The sequence below is a fragment of the Ruegeria atlantica genome, assembly GCF_013032505.1.
Lineage (GTDB): Bacteria > Pseudomonadota > Alphaproteobacteria > Rhodobacterales > Rhodobacteraceae > Ruegeria > Ruegeria atlantica_F.
The window spans coordinates 310030-333220 of the sequence record NZ_WQCG01000001.1 but is presented as its reverse complement, the minus strand read 5'-3'; the positions used below and the strand labels follow the sequence as shown (position 1 = coordinate 333220).

25 protein-coding genes are annotated in these 23191 nt (G+C 55.9%); 17 read left to right on the top strand and 8 right to left on the bottom strand.

What is annotated here, in order from left to right:
* The first annotated feature begins 2 nt into the window (after positions 1–2).
* The 10 genes from dxr to GOW92_RS01625 all read left to right on the top strand — a co-directional run bounded on the left by dxr (position 3) and on the right by GOW92_RS01625 (position 9689).
* The gene (gene dxr, locus GOW92_RS01665) at positions 3–1175 is read left to right on the top strand and encodes a 1-deoxy-D-xylulose-5-phosphate reductoisomerase (protein WP_170557404.1); all 1173 of its coding nucleotides are present in this window, start codon (positions 3–5) and stop codon (positions 1173–1175) included.
* A gap of 4 nt (positions 1176–1179) precedes the next feature.
* On the top strand, positions 1180–2532 hold the full coding sequence (gene rseP / locus GOW92_RS01660) for an RIP metalloprotease RseP (protein WP_170557402.1): 1353 nt from the start codon (positions 1180–1182) through the stop codon (positions 2530–2532).
* A gap of 89 nt (positions 2533–2621) precedes the next feature.
* A complete protein-coding gene (locus tag GOW92_RS25110; RefSeq protein ID WP_302477269.1) occupies positions 2622–2750 on the top strand; it encodes a hypothetical protein in 129 nt (42 codons plus the stop codon).
* Between the two features lie 126 nt (positions 2751–2876).
* On the top strand, positions 2877–5237 hold the full coding sequence (bamA, locus tag GOW92_RS01655; RefSeq protein WP_170557400.1) for an outer membrane protein assembly factor BamA: 2361 nt from the start codon (positions 2877–2879) through the stop codon (positions 5235–5237).
* Between the two features lie 19 nt (positions 5238–5256).
* Positions 5257–5829, top strand: coding sequence for an OmpH family outer membrane protein (locus GOW92_RS01650; protein ID WP_254452872.1), 573 nt, complete (start codon positions 5257–5259; stop codon positions 5827–5829).
* A 72-nt stretch (positions 5830–5901) separates the two neighbouring features.
* Entirely contained in the window at positions 5902–6375 is a 474-nt protein-coding gene (gene fabZ / locus GOW92_RS01645; RefSeq protein WP_170425011.1) for a 3-hydroxyacyl-ACP dehydratase FabZ, read from the top strand.
* Positions 6372–7157 (top strand): acyl-ACP--UDP-N-acetylglucosamine O-acyltransferase, encoded by a 786-nt coding sequence (gene lpxA / locus GOW92_RS01640; protein ID WP_170557396.1) that lies wholly within the window; start codon positions 6372–6374, stop codon positions 7155–7157. The genes fabZ and lpxA overlap by 4 nt, the downstream gene beginning before the upstream one ends.
* 3 nt (positions 7158–7160) lie before the next feature.
* Positions 7161–7955 (top strand): LpxI family protein, encoded by a 795-nt coding sequence (locus GOW92_RS01635; protein ID WP_170557395.1) that lies wholly within the window; start codon positions 7161–7163, stop codon positions 7953–7955.
* Positions 7955–9121: a lipid-A-disaccharide synthase gene (gene lpxB, locus GOW92_RS01630; protein WP_170557394.1), complete on the top strand. Its 1167-nt coding sequence runs from the start codon at positions 7955–7957 to the stop codon at positions 9119–9121. Before GOW92_RS01635 ends, lpxB begins: the two co-directional genes overlap by 1 nt.
* Positions 9114–9689: a hypothetical protein gene (locus GOW92_RS01625; protein WP_170557393.1), complete on the top strand. Its 576-nt coding sequence runs from the start codon at positions 9114–9116 to the stop codon at positions 9687–9689. Before lpxB ends, GOW92_RS01625 begins: the two co-directional genes overlap by 8 nt.
* Before the next feature lie 10 nt (positions 9690–9699).
* Here the strand turns inward: GOW92_RS01625 and mnmA are convergent, their stop codons facing one another.
* Positions 9700–10845 carry a tRNA 2-thiouridine(34) synthase MnmA gene (gene mnmA, locus GOW92_RS01620; RefSeq protein ID WP_170557392.1) on the bottom strand — a complete coding sequence of 382 codons (1146 nt, stop codon included), beginning with the start codon at positions 10843–10845 and terminating at the stop codon, positions 9700–9702.
* A 129-nt stretch (positions 10846–10974) separates the two neighbouring features.
* Between mnmA and sciP the strand changes: the two genes are divergently transcribed.
* The 5 genes from sciP to GOW92_RS25105 all read left to right on the top strand — a co-directional run bounded on the left by sciP (position 10975) and on the right by GOW92_RS25105 (position 16639).
* On the top strand, positions 10975–11253 hold the full coding sequence (gene sciP / locus GOW92_RS01615; RefSeq protein WP_170557391.1) for a CtrA inhibitor SciP: 279 nt from the start codon (positions 10975–10977) through the stop codon (positions 11251–11253).
* 97 nt (positions 11254–11350) lie between these two features.
* Positions 11351–12067 (top strand): response regulator transcription factor CtrA, encoded by a 717-nt coding sequence (gene ctrA / locus GOW92_RS01610; protein WP_170557390.1) that lies wholly within the window; start codon positions 11351–11353, stop codon positions 12065–12067.
* 124 nt (positions 12068–12191) lie between these two features.
* The gene (gene ligA / locus GOW92_RS01605; protein WP_170557389.1) at positions 12192–14318 is read left to right on the top strand and encodes an NAD-dependent DNA ligase LigA; all 2127 of its coding nucleotides are present in this window, start codon (positions 12192–12194) and stop codon (positions 14316–14318) included.
* Positions 14315–16405 (top strand): ATP-dependent DNA helicase RecG, encoded by a 2091-nt coding sequence (recG, locus tag GOW92_RS01600; RefSeq protein WP_170559294.1) that lies wholly within the window; start codon positions 14315–14317, stop codon positions 16403–16405. The genes ligA and recG overlap by 4 nt, the downstream gene beginning before the upstream one ends.
* 111 nt (positions 16406–16516) lie before the next feature.
* On the top strand, positions 16517–16639 hold the full coding sequence (locus tag GOW92_RS25105; RefSeq protein WP_302477268.1) for a hypothetical protein: 123 nt from the start codon (positions 16517–16519) through the stop codon (positions 16637–16639).
* Between the two features lie 185 nt (positions 16640–16824).
* On the opposite strand, the gene GOW92_RS01595 is transcribed toward GOW92_RS25105, so the two are convergent.
* Positions 16825–17463, bottom strand: coding sequence for a MarC family protein (locus tag GOW92_RS01595; protein ID WP_170557387.1), 639 nt, complete (start codon positions 17461–17463; stop codon positions 16825–16827).
* Between the two features lie 59 nt (positions 17464–17522).
* The gene (locus tag GOW92_RS01590) at positions 17523–17975 is read right to left on the bottom strand and encodes an iron-sulfur cluster assembly scaffold protein (RefSeq protein ID WP_170557385.1); all 453 of its coding nucleotides are present in this window, start codon (positions 17973–17975) and stop codon (positions 17523–17525) included.
* Between the two features lie 48 nt (positions 17976–18023).
* Between GOW92_RS01590 and hisI the strand changes: the two genes are divergently transcribed.
* Positions 18024–18413 carry a phosphoribosyl-AMP cyclohydrolase gene (hisI, locus tag GOW92_RS01585; protein WP_170557383.1) on the top strand — a complete coding sequence of 130 codons (390 nt, stop codon included), beginning with the start codon at positions 18024–18026 and terminating at the stop codon, positions 18411–18413.
* Positions 18414–18418: 5 nt separating this feature from the next.
* Here the strand turns inward: hisI and gluQRS are convergent, their stop codons facing one another.
* The 4 genes from gluQRS to GOW92_RS01565 all read right to left on the bottom strand — a co-directional run bounded on the left by gluQRS (position 18419) and on the right by GOW92_RS01565 (position 22356).
* Entirely contained in the window at positions 18419–19315 is an 897-nt protein-coding gene (gluQRS, locus tag GOW92_RS01580; RefSeq protein ID WP_170557381.1) for a tRNA glutamyl-Q(34) synthetase GluQRS, read from the bottom strand.
* Positions 19312–19926: a class I SAM-dependent DNA methyltransferase gene (locus GOW92_RS01575; RefSeq protein WP_170557379.1), complete on the bottom strand. Its 615-nt coding sequence runs from the start codon at positions 19924–19926 to the stop codon at positions 19312–19314. The genes gluQRS and GOW92_RS01575 overlap by 4 nt, the downstream gene beginning before the upstream one ends.
* Positions 19927–19935: 9 nt before the next feature.
* A complete protein-coding gene (trmFO, locus tag GOW92_RS01570; protein WP_170557377.1) occupies positions 19936–21288 on the bottom strand; it encodes a methylenetetrahydrofolate--tRNA-(uracil(54)-C(5))-methyltransferase (FADH(2)-oxidizing) TrmFO in 1353 nt (450 codons plus the stop codon).
* Between the two features lie 264 nt (positions 21289–21552).
* Positions 21553–22356 (bottom strand): enoyl-CoA hydratase, encoded by an 804-nt coding sequence (locus GOW92_RS01565; RefSeq protein WP_368040256.1) that lies wholly within the window; start codon positions 22354–22356, stop codon positions 21553–21555.
* A 39-nt stretch (positions 22357–22395) separates the two neighbouring features.
* On the opposite strand from GOW92_RS01565, the gene GOW92_RS01560 reads away from it, so the two are divergent.
* The gene (locus tag GOW92_RS01560) at positions 22396–22839 is read left to right on the top strand and encodes a PaaI family thioesterase (RefSeq protein ID WP_170557373.1); all 444 of its coding nucleotides are present in this window, start codon (positions 22396–22398) and stop codon (positions 22837–22839) included.
* 60 nt (positions 22840–22899) lie between these two features.
* Here GOW92_RS01560 and GOW92_RS01555 read toward each other — a convergent pair whose 3' ends face one another.
* Positions 22900–23127, bottom strand: coding sequence for a DUF1127 domain-containing protein (locus GOW92_RS01555; protein WP_170557371.1), 228 nt, complete (start codon positions 23125–23127; stop codon positions 22900–22902).
* Positions 23128–23191 lie beyond the last annotated feature (64 nt).

The following is a 23191-nucleotide window of genomic DNA, read 5'->3' as shown; positions in this document are numbered from 1 at the left end:
TGATGCGCAAGATCTCAATCTTCGGTGCGACCGGATCAATTGGGCAAAACACAATTGATCTGATTGATCGCGAACCTGCGGCCTATGACGTCGTCGCGCTTACCGGTGGGGCGAATATCGGGAAGTTGGCCGAGGACGCCCGGCGTTTGAAGGCGAACGTTGCGGTTACAGCGTATGAGGACCGGTTGGATGATCTGCGCGCAGCGCTTGCAGGTTCAGGCGTCGAAGTGGCCGCAGGTCAAAAGGCGTTGATCGAAGCTGCGGCAAGGCCAGCCGATTGGGTTATGTCGGCCATTGTAGGCGCTGCTGGTCTGGAGCCGGGCCTTGAGGTTCTCAGGCAAGGTGGAACGCTGGCATTGGCCAACAAGGAAACGCTGGTGTGTGCGGGTGCTCTGGTTCTTGAAACCGCCAAGGTCAACAATGCGCGGCTTTTGCCGGTCGATAGCGAACACTCTGCCGTGTTCCAGGCGTTGGTCGGCGAGGACATGACCGCAGTTGAGCGTATCATCATCACCGCAAGTGGCGGTGCGTTCCGCGACTGGCCGTTGAGCAAGTTGGCGCATGCCACAGTCGAACAAGCCACGAGCCACCCGAATTGGGACATGGGTCAGCGGATTACAATCGACAGCGCGTCGATGTTCAACAAGGCGCTGGAGCTTATTGAAACCAAAGAGTTCTTTGGAGTGTCCTCAGACCAAATCGAGGTTCTGGTACATCCTGAATCCATCGTTCACGCGATGGTCGGTTTCCGAGATGGCGGTGTTATGGCTCATATGGGGTCCCCGGACATGCGTCATGCCATAGGCTATGCATTGCACTGGCCCAATCGAAAGGAATTGCCGGTCGAGCGGTTGGACCTGGCAAAACTAGGGCAGTTGAAGTTCAACACGCCCGACAAGACGCGTTACCCCGCGCTGCGTCTGGCGCGCGCCGTGATGGAACGCGGCGGCCTGTCGGGCGCGGTTTTTAACGCCGCTAAAGAGCGTGCTTTGGACCGGTTCATCGCCCGTGAAATTGGTTTCCTTCAGATGGCCGACATTGTCGAGGCCGTACTTGACAGGTTTGAGGCCGCAAGTGGCCTTATTAATGCCCCTTTAACCCTTGATAGCGTGCTGGAAACGGACCATTTGGCACGTATGTGGGTTGATGACATCGTCATCCAACGAGCAGGATAAAATTTTGGACGTACTTTCACTGATCCCTCAGTTTGGCAATTTGCTGTACACGATCATTGCCTTTGTGATCGCCCTTTCGGTGATCGTCGCTGTGCACGAATACGGCCACTATATCGTTGGACGGTGGTCCGGAATTCACGCCGAGGTGTTCTCGGTCGGGTTTGGCCCAGTTCTCTGGAGCCGCATCGACAAGCGCGGTACGCGCTGGCAGGTCGCTGCATTGCCATTTGGCGGATATGTGAAATTTATGGGTGACGCGAACGCGGCATCGGGCAAAGACGAAACCGCGATGACCGAAATCACCGAGCAAAGCCCGGAGGATCTGCGGCGCACCATGCACGGAGCACCTCTTTGGGCCCGCTCGGCTACGGTCGCCGCCGGGCCGGTGTTCAATTTCGTGATGTCGATCCTGGTGTTTGGCCTGATTTTCCTAACCCAGGGCGTGACCAAAGACCCGCTGACCGTTGGAACTCTGCATCCTTTGCCGGGAACCGTTCAGGAGTTGCAGGACGGTGATGAAATCGTTGCTATTGGTGGCATACCGGTGCCGGACTTCGATCAACAAGGGGCTTGGAGCGATTTCGTCGACGCGCTTCCGATGGAACCGATTCTGGATTACACCGTCATCCGCGACGATCAGACTTTGGATGTTTCGGCCCCGTGGCTGTTCCCGCCGCTGATTCAGCAGGTTACGCCCCGTAGTGCGGCAATGGATATCGACCTTCAGCGTGGCGATGTCATCACGTCGGTCAACGGGGATCCGATATTTGCCTTCGATCAACTTAAGGAATACGTCGAGGGGTCTGACGGGAAGGTTCTGTTGCTGAACGTGTGGCGAGACGGGGCCGATCTTGAATTTGCTCTTGCCCCAAGACGCACGGACGAACCGCAACCTGAAGGCGGCTTTGTAACCCATTGGCGCATTGGAATTGTCGGCGGCATGATGCTTGAACCTGCGACAGAGTCGGCTGGTATTCTTGAATCCATTGCAGGCGGGGCACGTCAAACCCTGCGTATCGTTGAAGGGTCGCTGTCAGGTATATGGCATATGGTTACTGGTGCCATCAGCACCTGCAACATGTCCGGGCCGATTGGTATCGCAGAAACCTCGGGGGCAATGGCCAGTCAGGGTGCGCAAAGTTTCATATTCTTTATCGCGGTACTGTCTACTGCGGTTGGCCTGTTGAACCTATTTCCGATACCGGCCCTGGATGGCGGTCACCTGGTGTTCTACGCCTACGAAGCCGTAGCGGGCAAACCGCCGAGCGACGCAGTGCTTAAGGTTCTGATGGGCGTGGGAATATCCCTGATTTTGGGCTTGATGATCTTTTCGGTTTCGAACGATCTGCTTTGTTGATTGTGGCTGGGCGCGCCAAGAAAAGCCGTAATTTCGCCCCAATCAGTAGCTAGGTTTATTGCGTCTTATTTTCTGTTTCAGAGGCTCAAATGACAAAGACGCTCCGGAAATCGTATCAGAGCTTTAGTTTCTTGTTCATGCTGAACTGGGATGCCCTGTTGTTTTTCGGCGCGACTGCGCTGGCTATCAGTGGCTGGGCCTTTGTAGTCGGCATGTGATTCTTGCCAATAATTGAATACACGTTACAGCGGCCTACTGGGCCGCTTTGTGTTTTCGTCTTTTGACAACGAAACTTAATCTCGCTACTCAACAATAAAGTCCTAAAATTCTGGGTAGAGAAAAAAATGACTGATAGGCGAGGCGCAGGCACATCCTGCGGGGGGCAGAAGCCAACAAACAAGATTTTGTGGCAGACGCTACGTATTTTTTCCTTTGTATTTATAGCTAGCTTTACCTTCCTTCCGGAGGTCGCTCGCGCGCAAAGTTACACAATCAATTCGTTCGATGTTGAGGGCAACAGACGCATCGAAAGCTCGACAATTATTGCCCGGACCGGGATCCAGCCTGGTCAGACAGTGACTGCCGGACAATTGAACGACGCGTTTCAGCGTTTGCTTGACAGTGGTGTTTTTGAGACAGTTGAACTGACGCCGCGTGGAAGCACGCTGGTGATCGAGGTCGAGGAATATCCAACGATCAACCAGATCAGCATCGAAGGCAATCGTCGCGTAAAGGACGACTTACTTCTGGATGCGATCAATTCTCAGCCCCGCCGGGTTTTCACGCCTCAGCTTGCTGAAGCCGACGCAGATCAGATCGCCGAAATCTACTCAGCGCAGGGCCGCGTTTCCGCAACCGTTATCCCGCGCATCATCCGCCGCAGCGACAACCGCGTTGACCTCGTCTTTGAAATTGCCGAGGGCACTACGATCGAGGTCGAACGCGTCAGCTTTGTTGGCAACCGGGCATATTCAGATCGCCGCTTGCGCCGGGTTCTGGAGACAAAGCAAGCCAACATTCTGCGGACTTTCCTGCGCGGCGACACGTTTATCGCGGACCGTATCGAGTTTGATAAGCAGGTCATCCGCGACTTTTACCTGTCCCGCGGATATGTGGACTTCCGCGTGAACAGCGCAAATGTGGAATTCACCCGCGAACGTGACGCATTTTTCCTGGTGATGAACATCACGGAAGGTCAAAAGTTCTCGTTTGGCAAGATTTCTACGGTCAGTGAAATTCCGGGGGTCGATCCTGCCGCGTATCAGGCTGCGCTGAAAATCCGCCCGGGTGTGACCTACTCTCCGTCATTGATTGAAAGCTCGATTGCCCGTCAGGAGCGGTTGGGTCTGAAACAAGGTGTGGATTTCCTGCGGGTCGAGCCTCGGGTTACGCGAAACCCACGTGATCTGACCTTGGACGTGCAGTTTGTTCTGACCAGGGGTCCTCGGATCTTTGTTGAACGCATCGACATCGAAGGCAATACAACGACGCTGGACCGTGTGATCCGCCGGCAGTTCGACACTGTCGAAGGTGATCCGTTCAATCCGCGCGAAATCCGCCAGAGCGCTGAACGTATCCGCGCCCTTGGGTTCTTTGCAGTTGCTGACGTGGAGCCACGCGAAGGGTCTACGCCCAGCCAGGTGATTGTCGATGTGGACGTCGAAGAACAGCCCACAGGCTCGCTGAGCCTTGGGGGTAGCTACTCGATTTCCGACGGTTTCGGGATTGCAATCGGTCTGAACGAATCCAACTTCTTGGGTCGCGGTCAAAACCTAGGGGTGACGCTGTCGACGGCGCAGGACTCCGAGCAGTACATAATTAACTTCACCGAACCGTACCTGCTGGGCCGTCGGTTGCAGTTCGATCTTGGGCTTGGCTTGGCAACGACGAACTCAAGCTTTGCAAGCTACGATACCAAGCGCGTCTTCTTCGAGCCGCAGCTGAGTTATGCGATCAGTGAATTGTCATCGGTTCGTCTGCGTTATGGCTGGGACCGCAGCGAGATGACGCAGCAGGATGATGAAGTAAACGGTGCTGTTATCGCTTCGGAAATCGAGCAAGGTAAGCGGACATCCAGCACCCTGGGTGTGTCATACCTCTATGATAGCCGTCGCGGTGGTTTGAACCCGAATGCCGGCGTTCTGTTCGAGGTCGGAGTTGATGCCGCTGGTCTTGGCGGTGACAACGAGTTCTACAAGACCACAGCCCGCGGTATCGCGCAGACACGTGTCTGGAACGAAGAGGTCGTCTTGCGTGCGACGATGGAAGTTGGTGCGCTGCATTGGCAGGGTGACGACTTTAGCCGGACCATCGACCGCTTTTTGATTGGTCCGAACACGTTCCGTGGCTTTGAGCCTGCTGGTCTGGGTCCGCGCGACCTTTCCAACGGTCAGGACGATGCGATTGGCGGCAACTACTACTGGGTTGCGCGTTTTGAATCCGATTTCCCGCTTGGCCTGCCAGAGGAATTGGGTTTGCGCGGCGGTGTGTTTTACGATGTTGGTAACGTCTATAACATCAACAACGTGAACACTGCCGGTGCTGACATCGTCGGCGCGGACGGGTCTGTTCGTCACGTGATCGGGTTGTCAGTTCTGTGGGATACGCCTTTTGGGCCGTTGCGTTTCAACTTCTCGAAAGCCTTGAAAAAAGAAGATTTCGACAAGGAACAGAACTTTGACCTGACCGTTCAGGCGCGGTTCTGATCGTCGGATGCTTAAGTTGATGAATGTAATTGTGCAGGGCCCGCTTCGGGCCCTGTGCGTTTTTTTGGCGCTGGCTAGTGTGTCGACTGTTCAGGCGCAGCAATTGGGTGCTCCTCAGGCAGATGTTCTGACCTTGTCCAGCGAACGGATGTTTTCCGAGTCGCTATTTGGACGACGCGTCATGCGCGAGATTGAGAGTGAAGGCGCATTACTGGCGGCCGAGAATGAACGGATCGTCGCAGAGCTGAGCAAAGAAGAAAAAGACCTGACCGAAAAGCGCGCTGAATTGCCAACGGATGAGTTTCGGCCTTTGGCCGAAGCGTTCGACATCAAGGTTCAGTCGCACCGCGAAAGTCAACGCGCGAAACTGGACGCGCTTGCGCGGCAAAGCGAAGAAGCGCGGCAGACCTTTCTGGTTCTTGTGCAACCCATCCTGATCGAGTTGTTGCGCGAGTCCGGGGCATCGGTCGTCATCGAACGGTCAAACGTCTTTCTCAGTTCGGACCGAACCGACGTAACTGAGGCGGCCATTGCACGGATTAATGAACAGATTGGCGATGGCAGCCAACTTGAAACCGAAGGCAAAGAATAGGTTTGCTTGCCCTTAGGGCGCGGTGTTGCTAACCACGCGACAAAGAGAAATCCAGAACGGGACGACTGCACTATGACCACCGAAACCAAAAGCGCAGACATTCAGCTGATTCAGCGGATATTGCCCCACCGCTATCCGTTTCTGCTGGTCGACAAGGTCGTCGATATCTCGGGCTATCAATCGGCGGTTGGCATCAAGAACGTCACCATGAACGAGCCGCATTTCCAGGGGCATTTCCCTGGGACGCCGATCATGCCGGGCGTGACCATTGTCGAAGCGATGGCACAGACTGCGGGTGTCATGCTGGGTGTGGGTATGGACGTGATCGACAGCGAACTGTTGATCTATTTTATGAACATCGACAAATGCAAATTCCGTCGCAAAGTGATCCCGGGTGACGTGCTTGAAATGCATGTCGAAACGGTCCGCGGCAAAAAAGGTGGCAAGATCTTCAAATTCGCTGGTCGTGCCACAGTCGAAGGTGAGGTCGCGGCCGAGGCCGAGTTTTCGGCCTATGTCGACTGGGATATGGAAAAAACCACATGAGCGGCATCCACCCAAGCGCAATCATTGAAGACGGCGCGCAGATTGGTGATGGCTGCGTCATTGGCCCGTTCTGTTATGTGGGGCCCCAAGTCACGTTGGCTGATCGGGTTGAACTGAAGTCGCATGTTGTCGTAACCGGCGATACTTCGATCGGCGAAGATACCGTGATCTTCAATTTTTCGGTCATCGGAGAGATCCCGCAGGATCTTAAATTCGGCGGCGAAAACACGAGTCTTGAGATCGGTAAACGTAACCGTATCCGTGAACACGTCACCGTAAACACCGGGACCGATGGTGGCGGTGGTGTCACGCGGATCGGCGATGATTGTCTGCTGATGGCAGGCGTACACGTTGCCCACGATGTTCAAATCGGAAATCGTGTCATCATGGTCAACCACGCCGGCGCTGCAGGTCACTGCATCATTGAGGATGACGTGATTGTCGGTGGCATCTCTGGTTTGCACCAATGGGTCCGCGTTGGGCGCGGTGCGATCATTGGCGCGCTGACTATGGTTCCGAACGACGTGATCCCTTACGGCCTCGTTCAGGCGCCGCGGGGCGAACTAGACGGACTAAACCTTGTTGGACTTAAGCGGCGGGGCGTTTCGCGCGACGATATCGCCGCATTGCGGGCGGCGTTCCGCGAGTTGTCGACGGGTGACGGCACGTTCATGGAGCGCGCGCATCGGGTCGGCGCGGATAACGAAAGCGAATACGTGCAGCGGATCGTCGATTTCGTTACTGGACATTCCGATCGGTCATTCCTGACACCGGGGAAATAAACCATGCTGGCGTTGATTGCTGGAACAGGCGTTTTACCGGGTGAAGTGGTTGCGCAGTTGCCCGACCGCCCTGTGGTATGCGCCATGGAAGGGTTCAGACCGGATACGTTGACGCCGGATGTCGAGTTCCCATTGGAACAGGTCGGAACCTTTATCGCCGACATCAAGGCGCAAGGCGTGACACAGATCTGCATGGCGGGTGCCGTCGGGCGTCCGCCCATTGATCCTGGGCGGATCGATGCGGCTACATTGCCTTTGGTGCCAATCCTGCAACAGGCCATAATGTCAGGCGATGACGCGGCGCTTCGCGCGGTCATCGGCATTTTCGAGGATTCGGGGCTAGAGGTTAAGGCTGCCCACGAAATCGCACCGAACCTCCTTCCAAAACTGGGGTGCTTAACACAGGCGCAACCGTCTGAGGCCGATCTGGCTGATGCGGACCGTGCATCGGGTGTCGTCCGGGCGATGGGTTCTGCAGATGTTGGGCAGGCCTGTGTGGTTTCAAAACGGCAGGCGCTGGCGATAGAGGGTATCTTCGGCACGGCATGGATGTTGCAGTCTCTGACACAGCGCCCCGATGCCGGCGGCGGCATTCTGTTCAAAGCCCCGAAACCGGATCAGGACGTTCGTGCAGATCTGCCTGCGATCGGGCCCGATACCGTGTCTGGCGCCGTTGCGGCGGGACTGTCGGGAATTGTGATCGAAAAGGGCGGTGTCCTTGTGCTTGAGAAAGACCGCGTGATTGCGGAATGTGACCGGCTTGGCCTGTTTTTGTATGTCCGCGAGCGGACGAACTGATGCGGGTTTTCGTCGTCGCCGGTGAACCTTCGGGTGACCGGCTTGGCGGGGCTTTGATGGAAGGCCTGCGCGCACTTGTACCGGGAATTGAATTTCAGGGCGTTGGCGGCCCGCTGATGCAGGCACAAGGGTTGGACAGCCTGTTTCCTATGTCCGAACTGTCGGTCATGGGCTTGGTTGAAGTTCTTCCCAAGTTCTTTCACCTCAAACGCCGGATTGCCGAGACTGCGCAGGCAGTATTGGACTGCAAACCGGACGTTCTGATCACCATCGACAGCCCCGATTTTTCATTGCGGGTTGCCAAACTGGTCAAAATTCAAAGTACTATCCGCACAGTTCACTACGTTGCTCCCAGTGTTTGGGCGTGGCGTCCGGGGCGGGCGGACAAGATGGCAAAGGTCATCGACCATGTGCTGGCCCTGTTGCCTTTCGAACCACCCTATATGCAGCGCGCGGGGATGGAATGTGATTTTGTAGGGCATCCGGTAGCCAGTGAGCCGGTGGCCGCCGATCAAGACATACAGGCTTTTCGCGAGGCGCACGGCTTAGGGCAAGCGCCAATTGTGCTGGCCTTGCCAGGTTCCCGCCGGGGCGAGGTCGATCGTTTGGCTCCGGTCTTTGGTCAGTCCCTAAGCCTTTTTCTGAAGCAGCGACCGGACACGCGCGTTGTCGTGCCAGCGGTTGCTCATATGGTGGATGCGGTCAGCGAACATGTTCAGAACTGGCCAGGGGCGCCGGTTGTGGTTGACCCGCGTGACTTACCCACCGATCAGGCGCAGGCGCAGAAGAGGGCGGCATTTGCAGCGGCTGACCTCGCACTGGCGGCGTCCGGGACGGTCTCTTTGGAACTGGCTGCACAAGCCACACCCATGGTGATTGCTTACAATCTTAACTGGCTAACCACGCTGATCGCGAAGCGCATGGTGGATCTGGAGACGGTGACGCTTGTCAATCTGGTGTCAGAAACGCGTGCGGTTCCCGAATGCCTTTTGGACGATTGTGAACCGAGCCGTATTGCCGCTGCAATGGCGGATGTAGACGCCAACCCGGAGGCTCAGCGCAGCGCTATGGATGTAACCATGGACCGCCTGGGGCGCGGTGGCGAAGCACCGGGTCTGCGCGCAGCCCGTGCAGTGTTAAACAGGTTGCCCAATCGCCATGATTGAACACATCCTGTTCGCGTTCTCTGCCGCGATCGTGACCATATCGACCAACATAGACAATCTGGTCATCCTTTTCGGCCTGATCATGGTGATGGAGACGCGCCGCGCCGTATTCGGTTTTGCCGCAGCCCAGATGATTATTCTGTCACTGTCGCTGGTCATTGCCAGTGGGCTTGATCACAGCAGGTTTTTAAATTGGGTCGGTTATCTTGGAATTATCCCTTTGTCGTTGGGCCTGTATGGCATCTGGCAACAACGAATGGGTTCGGACGGACGTCAACTGCCCGATACGGGCGCCATCACCTCGGTCGTTGCGCTGTTTTTGACCTTGTCGATTGATACGCTTGCGGCCATGACGCCCTTGTTCGCGGATTCTACCCCCGCGTTTCGATTGACGGCTTTGATCGGAGCTGGATGTGCACTTGCAACGCTGATCGCAATCGCAAGTTGGGGCGCTCCACGTGCTCAGGTGTTGGGGCCGCGTTTTGCCCGGCTCGACCGGATTGCACCTTTCATCATGGTGGCAGTCGGACTGTACATTCTGGTGAACAGCCCGACGGACGTTTTGTAATCCGATCGCCTTAGTAGCCGCGCCAGATCCAGCCGCCACCGAAAATTCGGCCGCCTTCGTTGGCGTAGAACACGCAGGCTTGACCGGGTGAGATACCTTCCTCGGGCGTCAGTAGCTCGACCTCGGCGGTCGTATCAGACAACGGCCGGACAATCGCCTCACGAGGGGGGCGGGTCGAGCGTACTTTGACAGACAGATGCCATTCATCTCGCGACGTGAAGGGTTCATCCCCCAGCCAGTTGATCTCCCGCACTGGAACAGTACGGGTTGCCAGCATCTCTTTCGGGCCGACCACAACCTGCTTTTTGTCTACGTCCAGCTTCACCACATACAAAGGCTCGCTCAACCCGCCGATACCCAGACCGCGGCGTTGACCGATGGTGTAGTGGATGACGCCGTTGTGCTGTGCTAGGACCCGACCGTCTGTATGAACGATCTCACCCGGTTCCGCCGCACCGGGGCGCAGCTTTTCGATCACGCCGGCATAGTTGCCATCAGGCACAAAGCAGATGTCCTGGCTGTCGGGCTTGTCCGCCACCGACAGGCCGTACTGTGCGGCCATCTCGCGCGTTGCGTCCTTGGAAGGCAGGTGGCCCAGGGGAAAGCGCAAAAAGTTCAGTTGTTCCGGTGTGGTCGAAAACAGGAAATAGGATTGGTCCCTGTTCGCGTCTTCGGCACTGTGAAGCTCAGGCCCGTTCTCACCCATCTTGCGCTGGATGTAGTGACCTGTAGCCATGCAGTCGGCCTCAAGGTCTTTGGCGGTTTCCAGAAGGTCTTTGAATTTCACGCGTTCGTTGCAACGGATGCATGGTACAGGGGTTGCACCAGCCAGATAACTGTCGGCGAATTCGTCGATCACGGCGTCCTTAAAGATGTTCTCGTAGTCCAGAACATAATGGGGAAAGCCGCGTTCTTCCGCCACACGGCGCGCGTCATGGATATCAATCCCCGCGCAACAGGCACCCTTTTTGGCCAGGGCCGCGCCGTGGTCGTATAGCTGTAGCGTTACGCCAACGACGTCGTAGCCCTGATCGGCCAGATAAGCAGCGACGACAGAGCTGTCCACACCACCGGACATGGCAACAACCACCCGCGTTTCCGACGGGGGTTTGGCAAAGCCAAGCGAGTTCAGCGGTGTCTCGGTATCGAGGGCCATGACGATTCCAGTACGGGTTAAGAAAGACCGGCAGAATATAGGAAAATTCTACACACTCTCAAGGGGCGGTTTCACGCGACATTAAGTAGGCTGTTGGCAGCTTTGTCGCAGCTGAAAAAGGGTCGAGAGATGTATTTGCACAAAGTCGAGGGGCCAAGGTCCGTAACCCTGCCAGATGGAACGGTTTTATCGCGTGCCGATCTTCCGCCTGCCGAAACGACCAGGTGGGTCGCATCGCGCAAAGCTGTCGTGGTACGCGGCGTTCTTTACGGGCTGATTTCCTTATCAGATGCCAAGAAACGGTACGGGCTTAGCGATGAGGAATTCAATTCCTGGGTTTCTGCGGTTGCCGAACACGGAACAGACGCTCTGAAGGTCACGACACTAAAAAAATATCGACAACTTTAAGGTGAATGTGAATAAATGATTCAACGGTAACGTCAGATTAACCATTTTTGATCAGGCTCATTTTGAAATTGGTAAATTGACTGAATTGGAGCAGTAAATGCGTATACTTCTTGTTGAGGACGATCCGACCACATCGAAAAGCATCGAACTGATGCTGACGCATGCCAATCTAAACGTTTATGCGACGGATTTGGGCGAGGAAGGTATCGATCTTGCCAAGCTTTACGATTACGATCTGATCCTTCTGGATTTGAACCTGCCAGATATGAACGGTCACGAAGTTCTGCGACAGCTACGCATTGCACGGGTTGAAACACCCATCCTGATCCTGTCTGGCGCTGACGATACCGAAAGCAAGATTAAGGGTTTCGGTTTTGGCGCTGACGACTACATGACCAAACCTTTCCACCGAGAGGAACTGGTCGCCCGCATTCACGCAATCATTCGGCGGTCCAAAGGACATTCGCAGTCTGTCATTCATACCGGCCGTGTCGCGGTGAACCTGGATGCCAAAACGGTTGAGGTCGAAGGCAAAGCCGTTCATCTGACCGGCAAGGAATACCAGATGCTGGAATTGCTGAGCCTGCGGAAAGGCACAACGCTGACAAAAGAGATGTTCCTCAACCATCTCTACGGCGGAATGGACGAACCCGAATTGAAAATTATCGACGTTTTCATCTGCAAACTTCGCAAAAAACTCAGCAATGCTACAGGCGGCCAAAACTATATCGAAACCGTTTGGGGCAGGGGCTATGTGCTGCGCGATCCCCAAAGCAACAGCTTGGACGAACGGCGGATCGCTGTTGGAGCCTGACTTTTGATTAAATCTGGTCGCCGTTGGTCCAGGGCGACCCCCTCACTCACGTGACAGCACATCTGGACCTAGCCTTGGCCTCGCCCTATCACTAGGTTCAAAGACTAAGTGACAGGGCAAGGCCATGAGCGATTCAATTGTGGTATCAGAGCTGACGGAAGATCAGGCACGTGCTGAGCTGGCGCGGTTGGCGGAGGCTATTGCGCGGGCAAACACGCTGTATCACGCGGAAGACGCCCCCGACATATCGGATGCCGACTACGACGCGCTAAAGCGACGAAACGCTGATATCGAGGCACGGTTCCCCCAGTTGAAGCGGCCCGACAGCCCCTCGGATCAGGTGGGTGCGCGCCCGGCCGAGGGGTTCTCAAAGCTCGAACACGCCGTCCGAATGATGTCTTTAGGCAATGCGTTCAATGATGAGGATGTCGCAGATTTTGATCGGTCGATCCGCAAATATCTGGGGCTAAACGACACTGCCGAGCTTTCTTTTACTGCCGAGCCAAAGATTGACGGTTTGTCGTTATCGCTAAGATATGAGCATGGAAAACTTGTCCAGGCAGCGACGCGAGGCGATGGAGAAGTGGGCGAAAATGTTACTGCGAACGCGCTGACGATCTCGGACATCCCGCACAAAGTCGAAAACGCTCCTGATATTCTGGAAGTTCGCGGCGAAGTCTACATGTCGCATGAAGATTTCGACAAGTTGAACGCGCGACAGTCAGTGCTGGGTGAAAAGGTATTCTCAAATCCGCGAAACGCCGCTGCGGGGTCGTTGAGACAGCTTGACGCAAAAATCACGCGCTCTCGTCCGCTGCGGTTTTTTGCTTATGCCTGGGGTGAGTTGTCAGCGCCTTTGGCCGACACACAAATGGGTGCGATCGAACGGTTGGCGAAATTAGGTTTTTCGACCAACCCACTGACAGCATTATGTGAAACGACGGATCAGATGCTCGACCATTATCGAAGCATCGAAGCACAGCGCGCCACGCTTGGCTATGATATCGATGGCGTTGTCTACAAGGTGAACGATTTGGCGCTGCAGGCGCGATTGGGGTTCAGGTCCACCACGCCCAGATGGGCTATCGCACATAAGTTTCCAGCAGAACTGGCGTGGACAAGACTTGAGGCCATCGACATTCAGGTGGGCCGCACTGGTGCGCTCAGCCCGGTTGCTCGGCTGCATCCGGTGACCGTTGGCGGCGTCGTAGTGTCCAATGCCACGTTGCACAACGAAGACTACATTGCTGGTCGTGACGCAAAGGGTGGTACGATCCGCGACGGCAAGGATATCAGGGTCGGTGATTGGGTGCAGGTTTACCGCGCGGGCGATGTGATCCCCAAAGTGGCGGATGTGGATGTTTCAAAACGCCCTGAGGATGCACAGCCTTACGACTTTCCGACATCCTGCCCGGAATGCGGCAGTGAAGCGGTTCGGGAAGAAGGCGATGCTGTCAGACGCTGTATTGGTGGGATTATCTGCCCGGCGCAGGCTGTTGAAAAGCTGAAACATTTCGTGTCTCGAAAGGCGTTCGATGTCGAGGGGTTGGGCGCCAAGCAGATTGAAATGTTCTACGATGACCCGGACTTGCCGATCAAAACCCCGGTGGACATCTTCACGTTGCAGACCAGAGACGCGGCCAATCTCAACAAGCTCGCCAACCGCAAGGGTTGGGGCGCGCAAAGTGCCGGGAATCTTTGGGCTGCCATTGACGAAAAACGTCAGATTCCATTCGGACGGGTTCTTTTTGCATTGGGCATCCGACATGTCGGTGAGGCTGCGTCAAACCTGATTGCCAACCATTATGGCAACTGGGCCGATTTCGAGTGCGCCGTCACCGCCGCGGCTGAATTCGAAGGACCTGAATGGGATGAACTTCTGAGTATTGATGGCGTCGGCGACGTTATGGCCCGAGCTTTGGTGTCCGCCTTTGCGCAAGACGCAGAACGCGCCAGCATCGACGCTCTGGTCACGCAATTGGACGTACAGGACGCGAAACGGCCAGACACATCGGGCAGCCCGGTGGCTGGCAAAACCGTGGTCTTCACAGGAACGCTGGAAAAGATGACCCGCGCCGAAGCAAAGGCCCGAGCTGAGGCATTGGGGGCAAAAGTCTCTGGGTCTGTCAGTAAGAAAACCGATTTACTTGTTGCCGGACCGGGCGCGGGGTCCAAAGCCAAGAAGGCTGCGGAGCTCGGGATTGAGACGCTGGACGAAGATGAATGGCTGCACTTGATCGGCACCGCATGAGCGGCCGTCCTGAAATACTTTTTCCCTTGTTTGCGGGGCTGGAGACGCTGGAGGGTGTTGGCCCAAAGACGGCTCAAACCATGATGCAGACGGGGATCGAGGCACCGCGCGATGTGCTGTTCGGTTTGCCTTACGCTGTCGTGGACCGCAGGCGGCGCGATACAATCCAGGGGGCCGACCTGCCGACGACATTGACGGTTGAGGTCACGGTTGGCATCCACAGACCACCGCGAAACAAGGGCGGAGCGTACCGCGTTCACGTCGAAGACACGCAAACCGAGTTCCAATTGGTCTTCTTCCACGTGCGCGGCGACTATTTAAAGAAAGTACTGCCGCAAGGCAGCCGTCGCGTGATTTCCGGCAAGCTTGAACTGTTTGATGGTATGGCGCAGATGGTCCACCCAGATCATATGCTGCCTGTGGAAAGTGCGGGCGACATACCCGAGTTCGAGCCGGTTTATCATCTGACACAAGGCATTACACAGAAAACGGCATACAAGGCCGCGCGCAGTGCCTTGGCCCGTGCACCCGACCTGGCCGAATGGATTGACCCCGCACAGGTTTCGAAACAGGACTGGACGGATTGGGCAACCGCGATCTCCGCGGCGCACAACCCGCAGGGAGCGGATGATGTGGCGGCGCACGCTCCGGCCCGAGAACGGCTCGCCTATGATGAACTGTTTGCCCATCAGGTGACACTCGCGCTTGCCCGACAACGAGAGCGGAAAGCCCGCGGTATCGTGAGTGTCGGAAGTGGCGCTTTGCAGTCCAAGGTTCTTTCGAACCTTCCGTACAAACCTACCGGGGCTCAGATGCGGGCGATCACAGAGATTACCGCCGACATGGGATCGGACACGCGGATGAACCGGCTGCTGCAAGGCGATGTTGGCGCAGGAAAAACTCTGGTTGCGTTCATGGCCCTTCTGGTCGCAGTCGAGGCCGGTGGACAAGGTGTTATGATGGCACCGACCGAGATTTTGGCCCGGCAACATCTGGAAGGCCTACGCCCCCTCGCTGAAGAGGCAGGGGTTGTCCTGGAAATCCTGACCGGGCGGGACAAAGGTGCCGAACGGCGCGCTAAACTGGCCGCGTTGAAACAGGGCGATATCCACATTCTCGTTGGCACCCATGCCGTCTTTCAGAGTGATGTGGAATTCCACGCCCTGCGCCTTGCCATAGTGGATGAACAACACCGGTTCGGGGTACGCCAGCGGATGGAGCTTTCGGAAAAAGGGCAAGGTGCTGATGTTCTGGTTATGACCGCGACGCCAATCCCGCGCAGTCTGGCCCTGGCCCAATACGGAGATATGGATGTCTCTGTTTTGGATGAAAAACCACCGGGTCGGAAGCCGATCAAAACGGCGATTATAAGCACCGAGCGTATGGATGAAGTCGTTGCGCACTTGCGTCGTGCCATTGACGAGGGGCGACAGTGTTACTGGGTCTGTCCTCTGGTCGACGAATCCGAAGTCTCTGACCTGACTGCTGCAGAAGAGCGGTTCAAACGGCTGCGCGCGGTTTTGGGCGAAGGCATTGTCGGCCTTGTTCATGGCCAAATGCCCGCCGCGGAGAAGGACGCAGCAATGGCCGCGTTTCAGGAAGGTCACACAAAGGTACTGGTCGCAACGACTGTCATCGAAGTCGGGGTGAATGTGCCCAACGCCTCGATCATGGTGATCGAGCGGGCAGAAATATTCGGTTTGGCTCAGTTACACCAACTGCGCGGCCGCGTTGGACGCGGCGAGGCGGATTCGACCTGCTTGCTGATGTATCAACCACCGTTAAGCGAGGGCGGGCGGAAGCGGCTGGAGGTTTTGCGAGAGACGGAAGACGGGTTCCGAATATCCGAGACCGATTTGCAGATGCGCGGAGCAGGGGATCTGATTGGCACGGCTCAATCCGGGTTACCAAAGTTCCGGATCGCGGATCTGGAGCGTCAGGCCGGATTGATGGCTGTTGCGCAGACGGATGCTCGCAACCTGCTGTCCAAAGACCCGAACTTGACCACTGAACGCGGCCAGGCTGTCCGTGTTCTGCTATGGCTCATGAAACAGGATCAGGCAATCCGTTTAATTTCAGTGGGTTAGGGGGTAAGTCCCCAAAAGTTCACAAATGTTCTCAAAAAGTTCTTTACTGACTCGGCGAAATATGAGAACAAAAGGTCAACAAAGGATTAAAACCCAACCGGAGGTGAGACCATGCTGACCCAGATCAAAACCGCCATTAGCCGTTCGCAATCCACGCTTTTGCAGGATGCGGCGGGTGCGGTTTCGTTAGTGGTGATGCTGGTGGTTGCCCTTCATCTGCCCGGAGCGTTCTGACCCTTTCTGCCTGCGATCTCGTGCCGAAAACACCGCGCTGTCGTCCCCATATCAGTCAAGGGTGACCTGCCTGTCCCATTTCCCTTGAAAGGGCCATGCCTCGGCCCTGCGCGGAAATCCGGATCCCACGCGAGACACGCATTACCTGCCGCCGCCCTTTCCGCCCGGAAGGTGCGGCGGTTTTTTTATAGCTGTCCGGTTTTGAAGATTTCCAGCATCGCAGACAGTACTGAATTCACGGCAACCGACGCCAGTATCATTCCCATGATGCGGCTGATAATGGCGGCACCTGAATGACCAATCAGTCGAATGATCGGTTCGGCCAGAAGCATCAAAACAAACGCGATGGCCACGACAGACAGCATGACCAATGCCGTGATACCCTGATCGGCAGCGCTGTAGCGGTTGTTGTCTGTCAGGATAACCACCGCCAACATCGCACCCGGAGACGCTAGTGACGGCACGGCAAGCGGAAAGATTGCTGGGTTGTGTTCGTGGAACCTATCTTCCTGATCGTCTTCCGCCTCGCGTTGTTCAACATCCTGTTTGCTTTCACCAAAGATCATGGTCAGGGCAAACAGGAACAGGATGATTCCTCCGGCCACCTGGAACGAGTTCAGGCCGATGTCCAGCGCCTCGATCACCACCTGCCCAAAAACCAGGAAGAACAGCAAAACCCCGGCACTGATGAGCGCAGCCAGGAAGGCTGTTTTGCGACGCGCCGCGGCGCCAAGTCCAGCCGTTACAGCAATAAAGACGGGTATCGTGCCGATCGGATCAATGACCACCCAGAGGGTTACGAAATGTTCCAGCAAACTGTTCAAACCAAATTCTCCCCCAAATATGCGCAGAGGTTAGATGGGTTTGAACTGAATTGCCATCATCAGGCGCAGTTGGCCTGTTCGGCCTGTTCCATCGCTTCGGCTGTGGCATCCAGTGCCAGCAGGATAGATGCATGTCGGTTCTTGTAGTCACGCGCAGGGATGAGAACCTCGAGCCCGTCAAACGGTGCATCCGGGGCAGGGCCGTCTTTTTTCAGCATCGCTGACAACTGATCCCGGGCCGTTTCGATCTGCGCGCGTGTCGCGCCAATCACCGCTGAACCGACAACCGAAGCAGAAGCTTGGCCTAAGGCGCAGGCCTTAACATCCTGACCGAATCCGGATACGCGACCGTCCTCAACCTTGACGTCCACGGTTACGGTAGACCCGCACAAAGGCGAACGTTTCTTTACGGTTGCATCTGGGTTTTCCAGCCGTTCCAGATGCGGAATATCCGCAGCAAGGGCCAGAATGCGCCCGGAATAGAGCTTTATCAGGTCGTTCTCGCCAGACATGGCTTTCCCTCGTTGCGTGTTCCCCATACATAGTGAGCATCCAACGGGATGCAAAAGGTTTTTACAATGTCTGAGACTGTCACCTTCGATCCGTCCAGCCTGACGTACAATGACGCTGGTCTGATTCCAGCCATCGCACAAGATGAGGCCTCGGGCGAGGTGTTAATGATGGCGTGGATGAACGCGGAAGCGATTGAAAAAACGCTGGAAACGCGCCGCGTAACCTATTGGTCGCGGTCGCGTCAATCGTTCTGGATCAAAGGCGAAACCTCAGGCCACGTGCAAGAACTGGTTGACTTTCGGGTCGATTGTGACCGAGACTGCCTGCTTGTTCTGGTGCGACAGACCGGCGCGGCCTGTCACACCAACCGACGCACCTGTTTCTACACTGCTGTTCGGGATGATGCAGAAGTCGAACTTATGGGCCCAATGGAATAGGGTGATTAAAGCCCGACCATTGCCCTTATCTGTTTCGCGGAAGCGCCTTCGGCGCGGTATTTGGAAATAGCGCGGGCATCGTCACGTTTGGCCAAGCGTTTGCCTGCGTCATCACGGATCAGCTTGTGATGATGATAGACCGGTGTCGGCAATCCAAGCAAAGCCTGCAGCAGGACGTGGATTCGTGTTGCTTCGAACAGATCCTGGCCACGCACGACGTGGGTTATGCCTTGCGCGGCATCATCGAGAACGACAGAAAGATGGTAGGACGTTCCCATTTCACGACGGGACAGAACAACATCTCCGATTGAGTCGGTCAGCTCTTTGGCCGTGAAGGGAATTTGTCCTGTCAGCCCGCATGGACTGGCGCCACTTTCTTCAAATAACGCTGTTTTTACTGTTTGTTGGGCGTTGATCTTAAATAGATTTGATAAGGAATTTGCGGCCTTTGAAATGTCCAGTCGCAGGGGTAAATTCACGGGCATTGATCCTGTTCGGGTCGATACTTCCCTGCACGTGCCCGGATAGATGATTCCATCCGGCCCATGCAGCGGAACGCCTTCCTGCGGTGCGCCGACTGCAGCGGCAATGTCCCGGCGATTACAACTACATGGGTACAGCAGGCCCTGCGACCACAAGGATTTCAGCGCGTCTTCATATGTCGACATACGAGACGATTGCCGCATCACGGGTTCCGGCCAGGTTATCCCAAGCCAATTCAGGTCGTCGTAAATCTGTTCTTCCCAATGGGGGCGACAGCGGGATCGATCGATGTCTTCGATCCGCAACAGAAACTGCCCGCCTTCAGCGGCTGCCATATCACTGGCGAGGAGAGCAGAATAGGCGTGGCCAAGATGAAGCGGCCCCGTTGGAGATGGGGCAAATCTGGTTGTGAATGTCACGTCTTCTCAACAACATATACGTCAGATTTAAGGTCCATTCCCGGAAGGTGTGGCCCGTATTCGCGAAACAACAATCGCGCAGCACCCATGTCCAGCCAATCGTTCAGGCGAGAGGTGAAGGACGGATCGTCCAGCGTGTGATCATTGAAAGAAAACGCCAATAGGCCACCTTTGGGCAGCGCCTTCATCAACAGGTCGAATGTTTCGGGTGGGGCAGCGCCGGTGCCGATTACGCCAATTGCAGTGATTGCCTTGTATGCGTCTTGCTCAAGCGGTTCCGGATCGGTGATCTCAAACGTCGTGAGGTTCCTATAGACTTCTTTGGCCTGTGCCCCCTCCAGCATCTTTGGCGTGGGGTCGATACCATCGATCACCTGAAATCCCGCATCATGCAGGGCCTTGCCGGACAAACCGGTTCCACAGCCGTAGTCCAGAACAGGCGTCTGTGGTTCGGGCATCTGGGACCAAAGCGCGTCGGCTACGCGGCCGGGTGTGGCGTATCCGTGCGAGCCGACTTCGGCGTCGTATGACGATGCCCATTTCTGATAATGCGCGCGGGTGGCCTCGGGCGTATCAAGCCCGTAGGCGTCTTTGAGGTATTTATCGCTCATACCCGCATGTTAGGCCGGTTCAGTACAATGCGCCAGCCAGTCGGTCCATTCCGCTTTGGCCCGGTCGGTATAGGCCTTATATCGGTCTTTACGACCTCGGCGACCACCTTTGAGGCCGTCAACCGGGCGAAACAGGCCAAAGTTGACGTTCATGGGTTGGAATGTCTTTGCCTCGGCTCCGCCCGTTATATGGTGGATCAACGCGCCCATGGCGCTGTCCTGCGGGATATCGGGCAGGGAACGGCCCAGTATCTCGGCGGCGGCCATTCGACCGGCCAACAAGCCCATGGCGGCACTTTCCACATATCCTTCGACACCGGTAATTTGGCCGGCAAACCGAATATTTGGTTTTGATTTCAGCCGCATCTGCGAATCCAGCAATGTCGGAGAATTGATGAATGTATTCCGGTGAATTCCGCCCAAACGCGCAAAACTGGCGTTCTCAAGCCCGGGGATCATGCGAAACACTTCGGTTTGCGCGCCATATTTCATCTTGGTCTGGAAGCCGACGATGTTGAACAAAGTACCCAAGGCATTGTCGCGGCGAAGCTGAACGACCGCATGAGGTTTGACGTCAGGCTGATGCGGATTGGTCAAGCCGACCGGCTTCATCGGTCCGTGGCGCAGTGTTTCACGGCCGCGTTCCGCCATAACCTCGATGGGCAGGCAACCGTCGAAATACCCAGCGGTCTCACCTTCATGGAATTCCGTTTTATCCGCCGCCAGCAGGGCGTCGATGAACGCCTCGTACTGATCGCGGTCCATTGGGCAATTCAGGTAGGCCGTGCGCTCTTCCTCTGTCTCGCCCTTGTCATAACGGGACTGCATCCACGCCTGGCTCATGTCGATGCTGTCGGCATAGACAATTGGGGCAATGGCGTCGAAAAACGCCAGAGCCTCGGCGCCAGTTTCGGAACGTATCGATTCACCCAAAGATGACGAAGTCAACGGACCGGTCGCTATGATCCAGTGGCCGTCTTCGGGCAGGGCCGTAACTTCTTCGCCTGTCACTTCAACCCGCGGATGGGCTCGGAGTTTCGCGGTCACTGCTTCGGCAAATGGGTCGCGATCCACAGCCAGGGCGCCGCCGGCCGGCAGGCGATATGTATCGGCAGTGGTCATTATGATCCCATTGGCCGCGCGCATTTCCCAATGGAGCAGTCCGACCGCATTCTGTTCGTCGTCATCCGAGCGGAATGAGTTTGAACACACCATCTCGGCCAGATTGCCGGTCTGGTGCGCAAAGGTACCAACTTTGGGCCGCATTTCGTGGATAACGACGTCCACGCCCATTTCAGCCGCTTGCCAGGCCGCCTCGGATCCTGCCATGCCACCGCCAACGATGTGCAATTTTTGTGTCATGACGTGCCACATAGGGCACTGCACCGCGCAACGCAACACACGCTTAGTTTCGTTCAAAATACCTAGTATTTTCGGGGGAGTACTTGGGGTCGCCGCGGCGGGGATGTCAGCGCCGGTGAGAGAAACCAGCTTGGAGGGACCTTCCGCCTACAGCGACCCAAAAGCGTATCTGGGCCAAAGCCTTGTCTCAGCTTTGCCACAGTGTGACCCTTTTGAAAAGTACAAAAATGCGAACAGTTGAGAAAAATTCCCCAAATAATCCTTCTATTGATCCCAATTTGGCGATCTTTTTTCGATAAATGCAGAAATTCCTTCTTCGGTATCTCGATGCATCATATTCTGTGCCATTACCTCTCCAGTATAGGCATAGGCCTGTTCGATTGACATATCCAATTGCTTGTAAAACGCCTGTTTGCCCACTTTGACGGCTGATCCAAGCTTGGCTGCTAACAGTTCTGCCAGCGCCATTGTCTCTTGCTCCAACACCTTTTCGGGAACCGCGCGATTGATCAGGCCCAGTTCGGCGGCACGTTCGGCGGTGATGAATTCGCCCGTGGTCAGCATTTCAAACGCCCGTTTCCGTGGGATGTTCCGGCTGAGGGCCACCATAGGTGTCGAGCAGAACAGCCCAATATTGACCCCATTAACACCAAAGCGCGTACCTTCTGCGGCAATGGCCAGATCGCAAGTTGCCACCAACTGGCAACCGGCGGCTGTGGCGATACCGTGGACCTGGGCAATCACCGGTTGGGGGAGGGACTGTATCGACAGCATCATCTTGGCGCACCGCGCAAACAGGTCCTGGAAATAGGCCTTTCCGCCATCCTCGCTTTGACGCCCAGCCGTCATTTGCTTCAGATCGTGCCCCGCACAAAACGCTTTGCCTTCACCAGACAGGATCACGGCGCGAATACTTTGGTCGTTGCTTAAGGCGTCGAATTCAGTCTGTAGGGCTGCCAGCATCTCATCGCTCAGGGCGTTCAGGCGCTCGGGTGCGTTCATTTTCAACCGGGCGACACCATTCGTGTCGTTACGTTCCAGAATTCCCATCTTGCTCTCCGATCTGATGTTGGCCAACTCTAGGGCGGCAATACGAGGAGGGGAAGTATGTCGTTGGTTTTGAACCGCGAACAGCTATCAGACTATTTGATCCAAGTGTTTCCGCAGGTCGAGAAGGACTTTGTCATTGACAGTTTGGACGAGAACTCGATCACCATGCGCCTGAAAGTGGGGGATAGACATCTTCGCCCCGGCGGAACGGTCTCAGGTCCGTCAATGTTCGGTCTGGCCGATGTCAGCGTCTATGCCATGATTCTTGCTTTGAAGGGGCGTCAATCGCTGGCCGTAACTACAGGATGTTCTATGGACTTTATGCGAAAGCCAGATGGGTCCAATGATATGATCGCACGATGCAGCTTGTTAAAGCTGGGTAAGACGCTGGCGGTGGGTGACGTTCTGATGTTCTCCGAAGGCTCTGACAAGCCCGTCGCGCGTGCAACTATGACCTATTCATTGCCACCCGAAGGGTCTGCTGCGGCGGCATTTGGATAAAAAGGGCCGGGTATGAAACCCGGCCTAGGAAGAGGTCCCGTTAGGGACTGGGGATATAGGTTAATACTGCCAGAAATAGCGTTTGATCTCACGGTCAGCCTCTGGGCGGGTCAATCCGACATCTTTAAGCATCCGATCGTCCAGCTTTGACAGGTTAATCCTGCTGCGGCGCTGTCGTTCCCATTTCGTGACAGTCGCCGCAAACCGCACGGCCAGCGCGGCAATCATCGGCAGCCGAGGGCTATCGTTCAGCAGCATGAGGGCGGGGTTGTGCATATGGCGTGTCATCTTGGGTTTCCTTTCAAATTGTATTGACACAAAGTATAATTGTTCGGTACATGTGTGTGATACA

What these genes read in the sequence shown, in the direction of transcription:
- mnmA (WP_170557392.1), bottom strand. Translation starts at nt 10,845, where the DNA reads ATGGCCCTCGATACCGAGACACCGCTGAACTCGCTTGGCTTTGCCAAA.
- GOW92_RS25105 (WP_302477268.1), top strand. Translation starts at nt 16,517, where the DNA reads ATGCTGACCCAGATCAAAACCGCCATTAGCCGTTCGCAATCCACGCTT.
- GOW92_RS01635 (WP_170557395.1), top strand. Translation starts at nt 7,161, where the DNA reads ATGCTGGCGTTGATTGCTGGAACAGGCGTTTTACCGGGTGAAGTGGTT.
- GOW92_RS25110 (WP_302477269.1), top strand. Translation starts at nt 2,622, where the DNA reads ATGACAAAGACGCTCCGGAAATCGTATCAGAGCTTTAGTTTCTTGTTC.
- GOW92_RS01555 (WP_170557371.1), bottom strand. Translation starts at nt 23,127, where the DNA reads ATGACACGCCATATGCACAACCCCGCCCTCATGCTGCTGAACGATAGC.
- lpxA (WP_170557396.1), top strand. Translation starts at nt 6,372, where the DNA reads ATGAGCGGCATCCACCCAAGCGCAATCATTGAAGACGGCGCGCAGATT.
- GOW92_RS01560 (WP_170557373.1), top strand. Translation starts at nt 22,396, where the DNA reads ATGTCGTTGGTTTTGAACCGCGAACAGCTATCAGACTATTTGATCCAA.
- ctrA (WP_170557390.1), top strand. Translation starts at nt 11,351, where the DNA reads ATGCGTATACTTCTTGTTGAGGACGATCCGACCACATCGAAAAGCATC.
- recG (WP_170559294.1), top strand. Translation starts at nt 14,315, where the DNA reads ATGAGCGGCCGTCCTGAAATACTTTTTCCCTTGTTTGCGGGGCTGGAG.
- hisI (WP_170557383.1), top strand. Translation starts at nt 18,024, where the DNA reads ATGCAAAAGGTTTTTACAATGTCTGAGACTGTCACCTTCGATCCGTCC.
- ligA (WP_170557389.1), top strand. Translation starts at nt 12,192, where the DNA reads ATGAGCGATTCAATTGTGGTATCAGAGCTGACGGAAGATCAGGCACGT.
- dxr (WP_170557404.1), top strand. Translation starts at nt 3, where the DNA reads ATGCGCAAGATCTCAATCTTCGGTGCGACCGGATCAATTGGGCAAAAC.
- GOW92_RS01625 (WP_170557393.1), top strand. Translation starts at nt 9,114, where the DNA reads ATGATTGAACACATCCTGTTCGCGTTCTCTGCCGCGATCGTGACCATA.
- GOW92_RS01575 (WP_170557379.1), bottom strand. Translation starts at nt 19,926, where the DNA reads ATGAGCGATAAATACCTCAAAGACGCCTACGGGCTTGATACGCCCGAG.
- GOW92_RS01650 (WP_254452872.1), top strand. Translation starts at nt 5,257, where the DNA reads ATGAATGTAATTGTGCAGGGCCCGCTTCGGGCCCTGTGCGTTTTTTTG.
- bamA (WP_170557400.1), top strand. Translation starts at nt 2,877, where the DNA reads ATGACTGATAGGCGAGGCGCAGGCACATCCTGCGGGGGGCAGAAGCCA.
- fabZ (WP_170425011.1), top strand. Translation starts at nt 5,902, where the DNA reads ATGACCACCGAAACCAAAAGCGCAGACATTCAGCTGATTCAGCGGATA.
- GOW92_RS01590 (WP_170557385.1), bottom strand. Translation starts at nt 17,975, where the DNA reads ATGTCTGGCGAGAACGACCTGATAAAGCTCTATTCCGGGCGCATTCTG.
- trmFO (WP_170557377.1), bottom strand. Translation starts at nt 21,288, where the DNA reads ATGACACAAAAATTGCACATCGTTGGCGGTGGCATGGCAGGATCCGAG.
- sciP (WP_170557391.1), top strand. Translation starts at nt 10,975, where the DNA reads ATGTATTTGCACAAAGTCGAGGGGCCAAGGTCCGTAACCCTGCCAGAT.
- lpxB (WP_170557394.1), top strand. Translation starts at nt 7,955, where the DNA reads ATGCGGGTTTTCGTCGTCGCCGGTGAACCTTCGGGTGACCGGCTTGGC.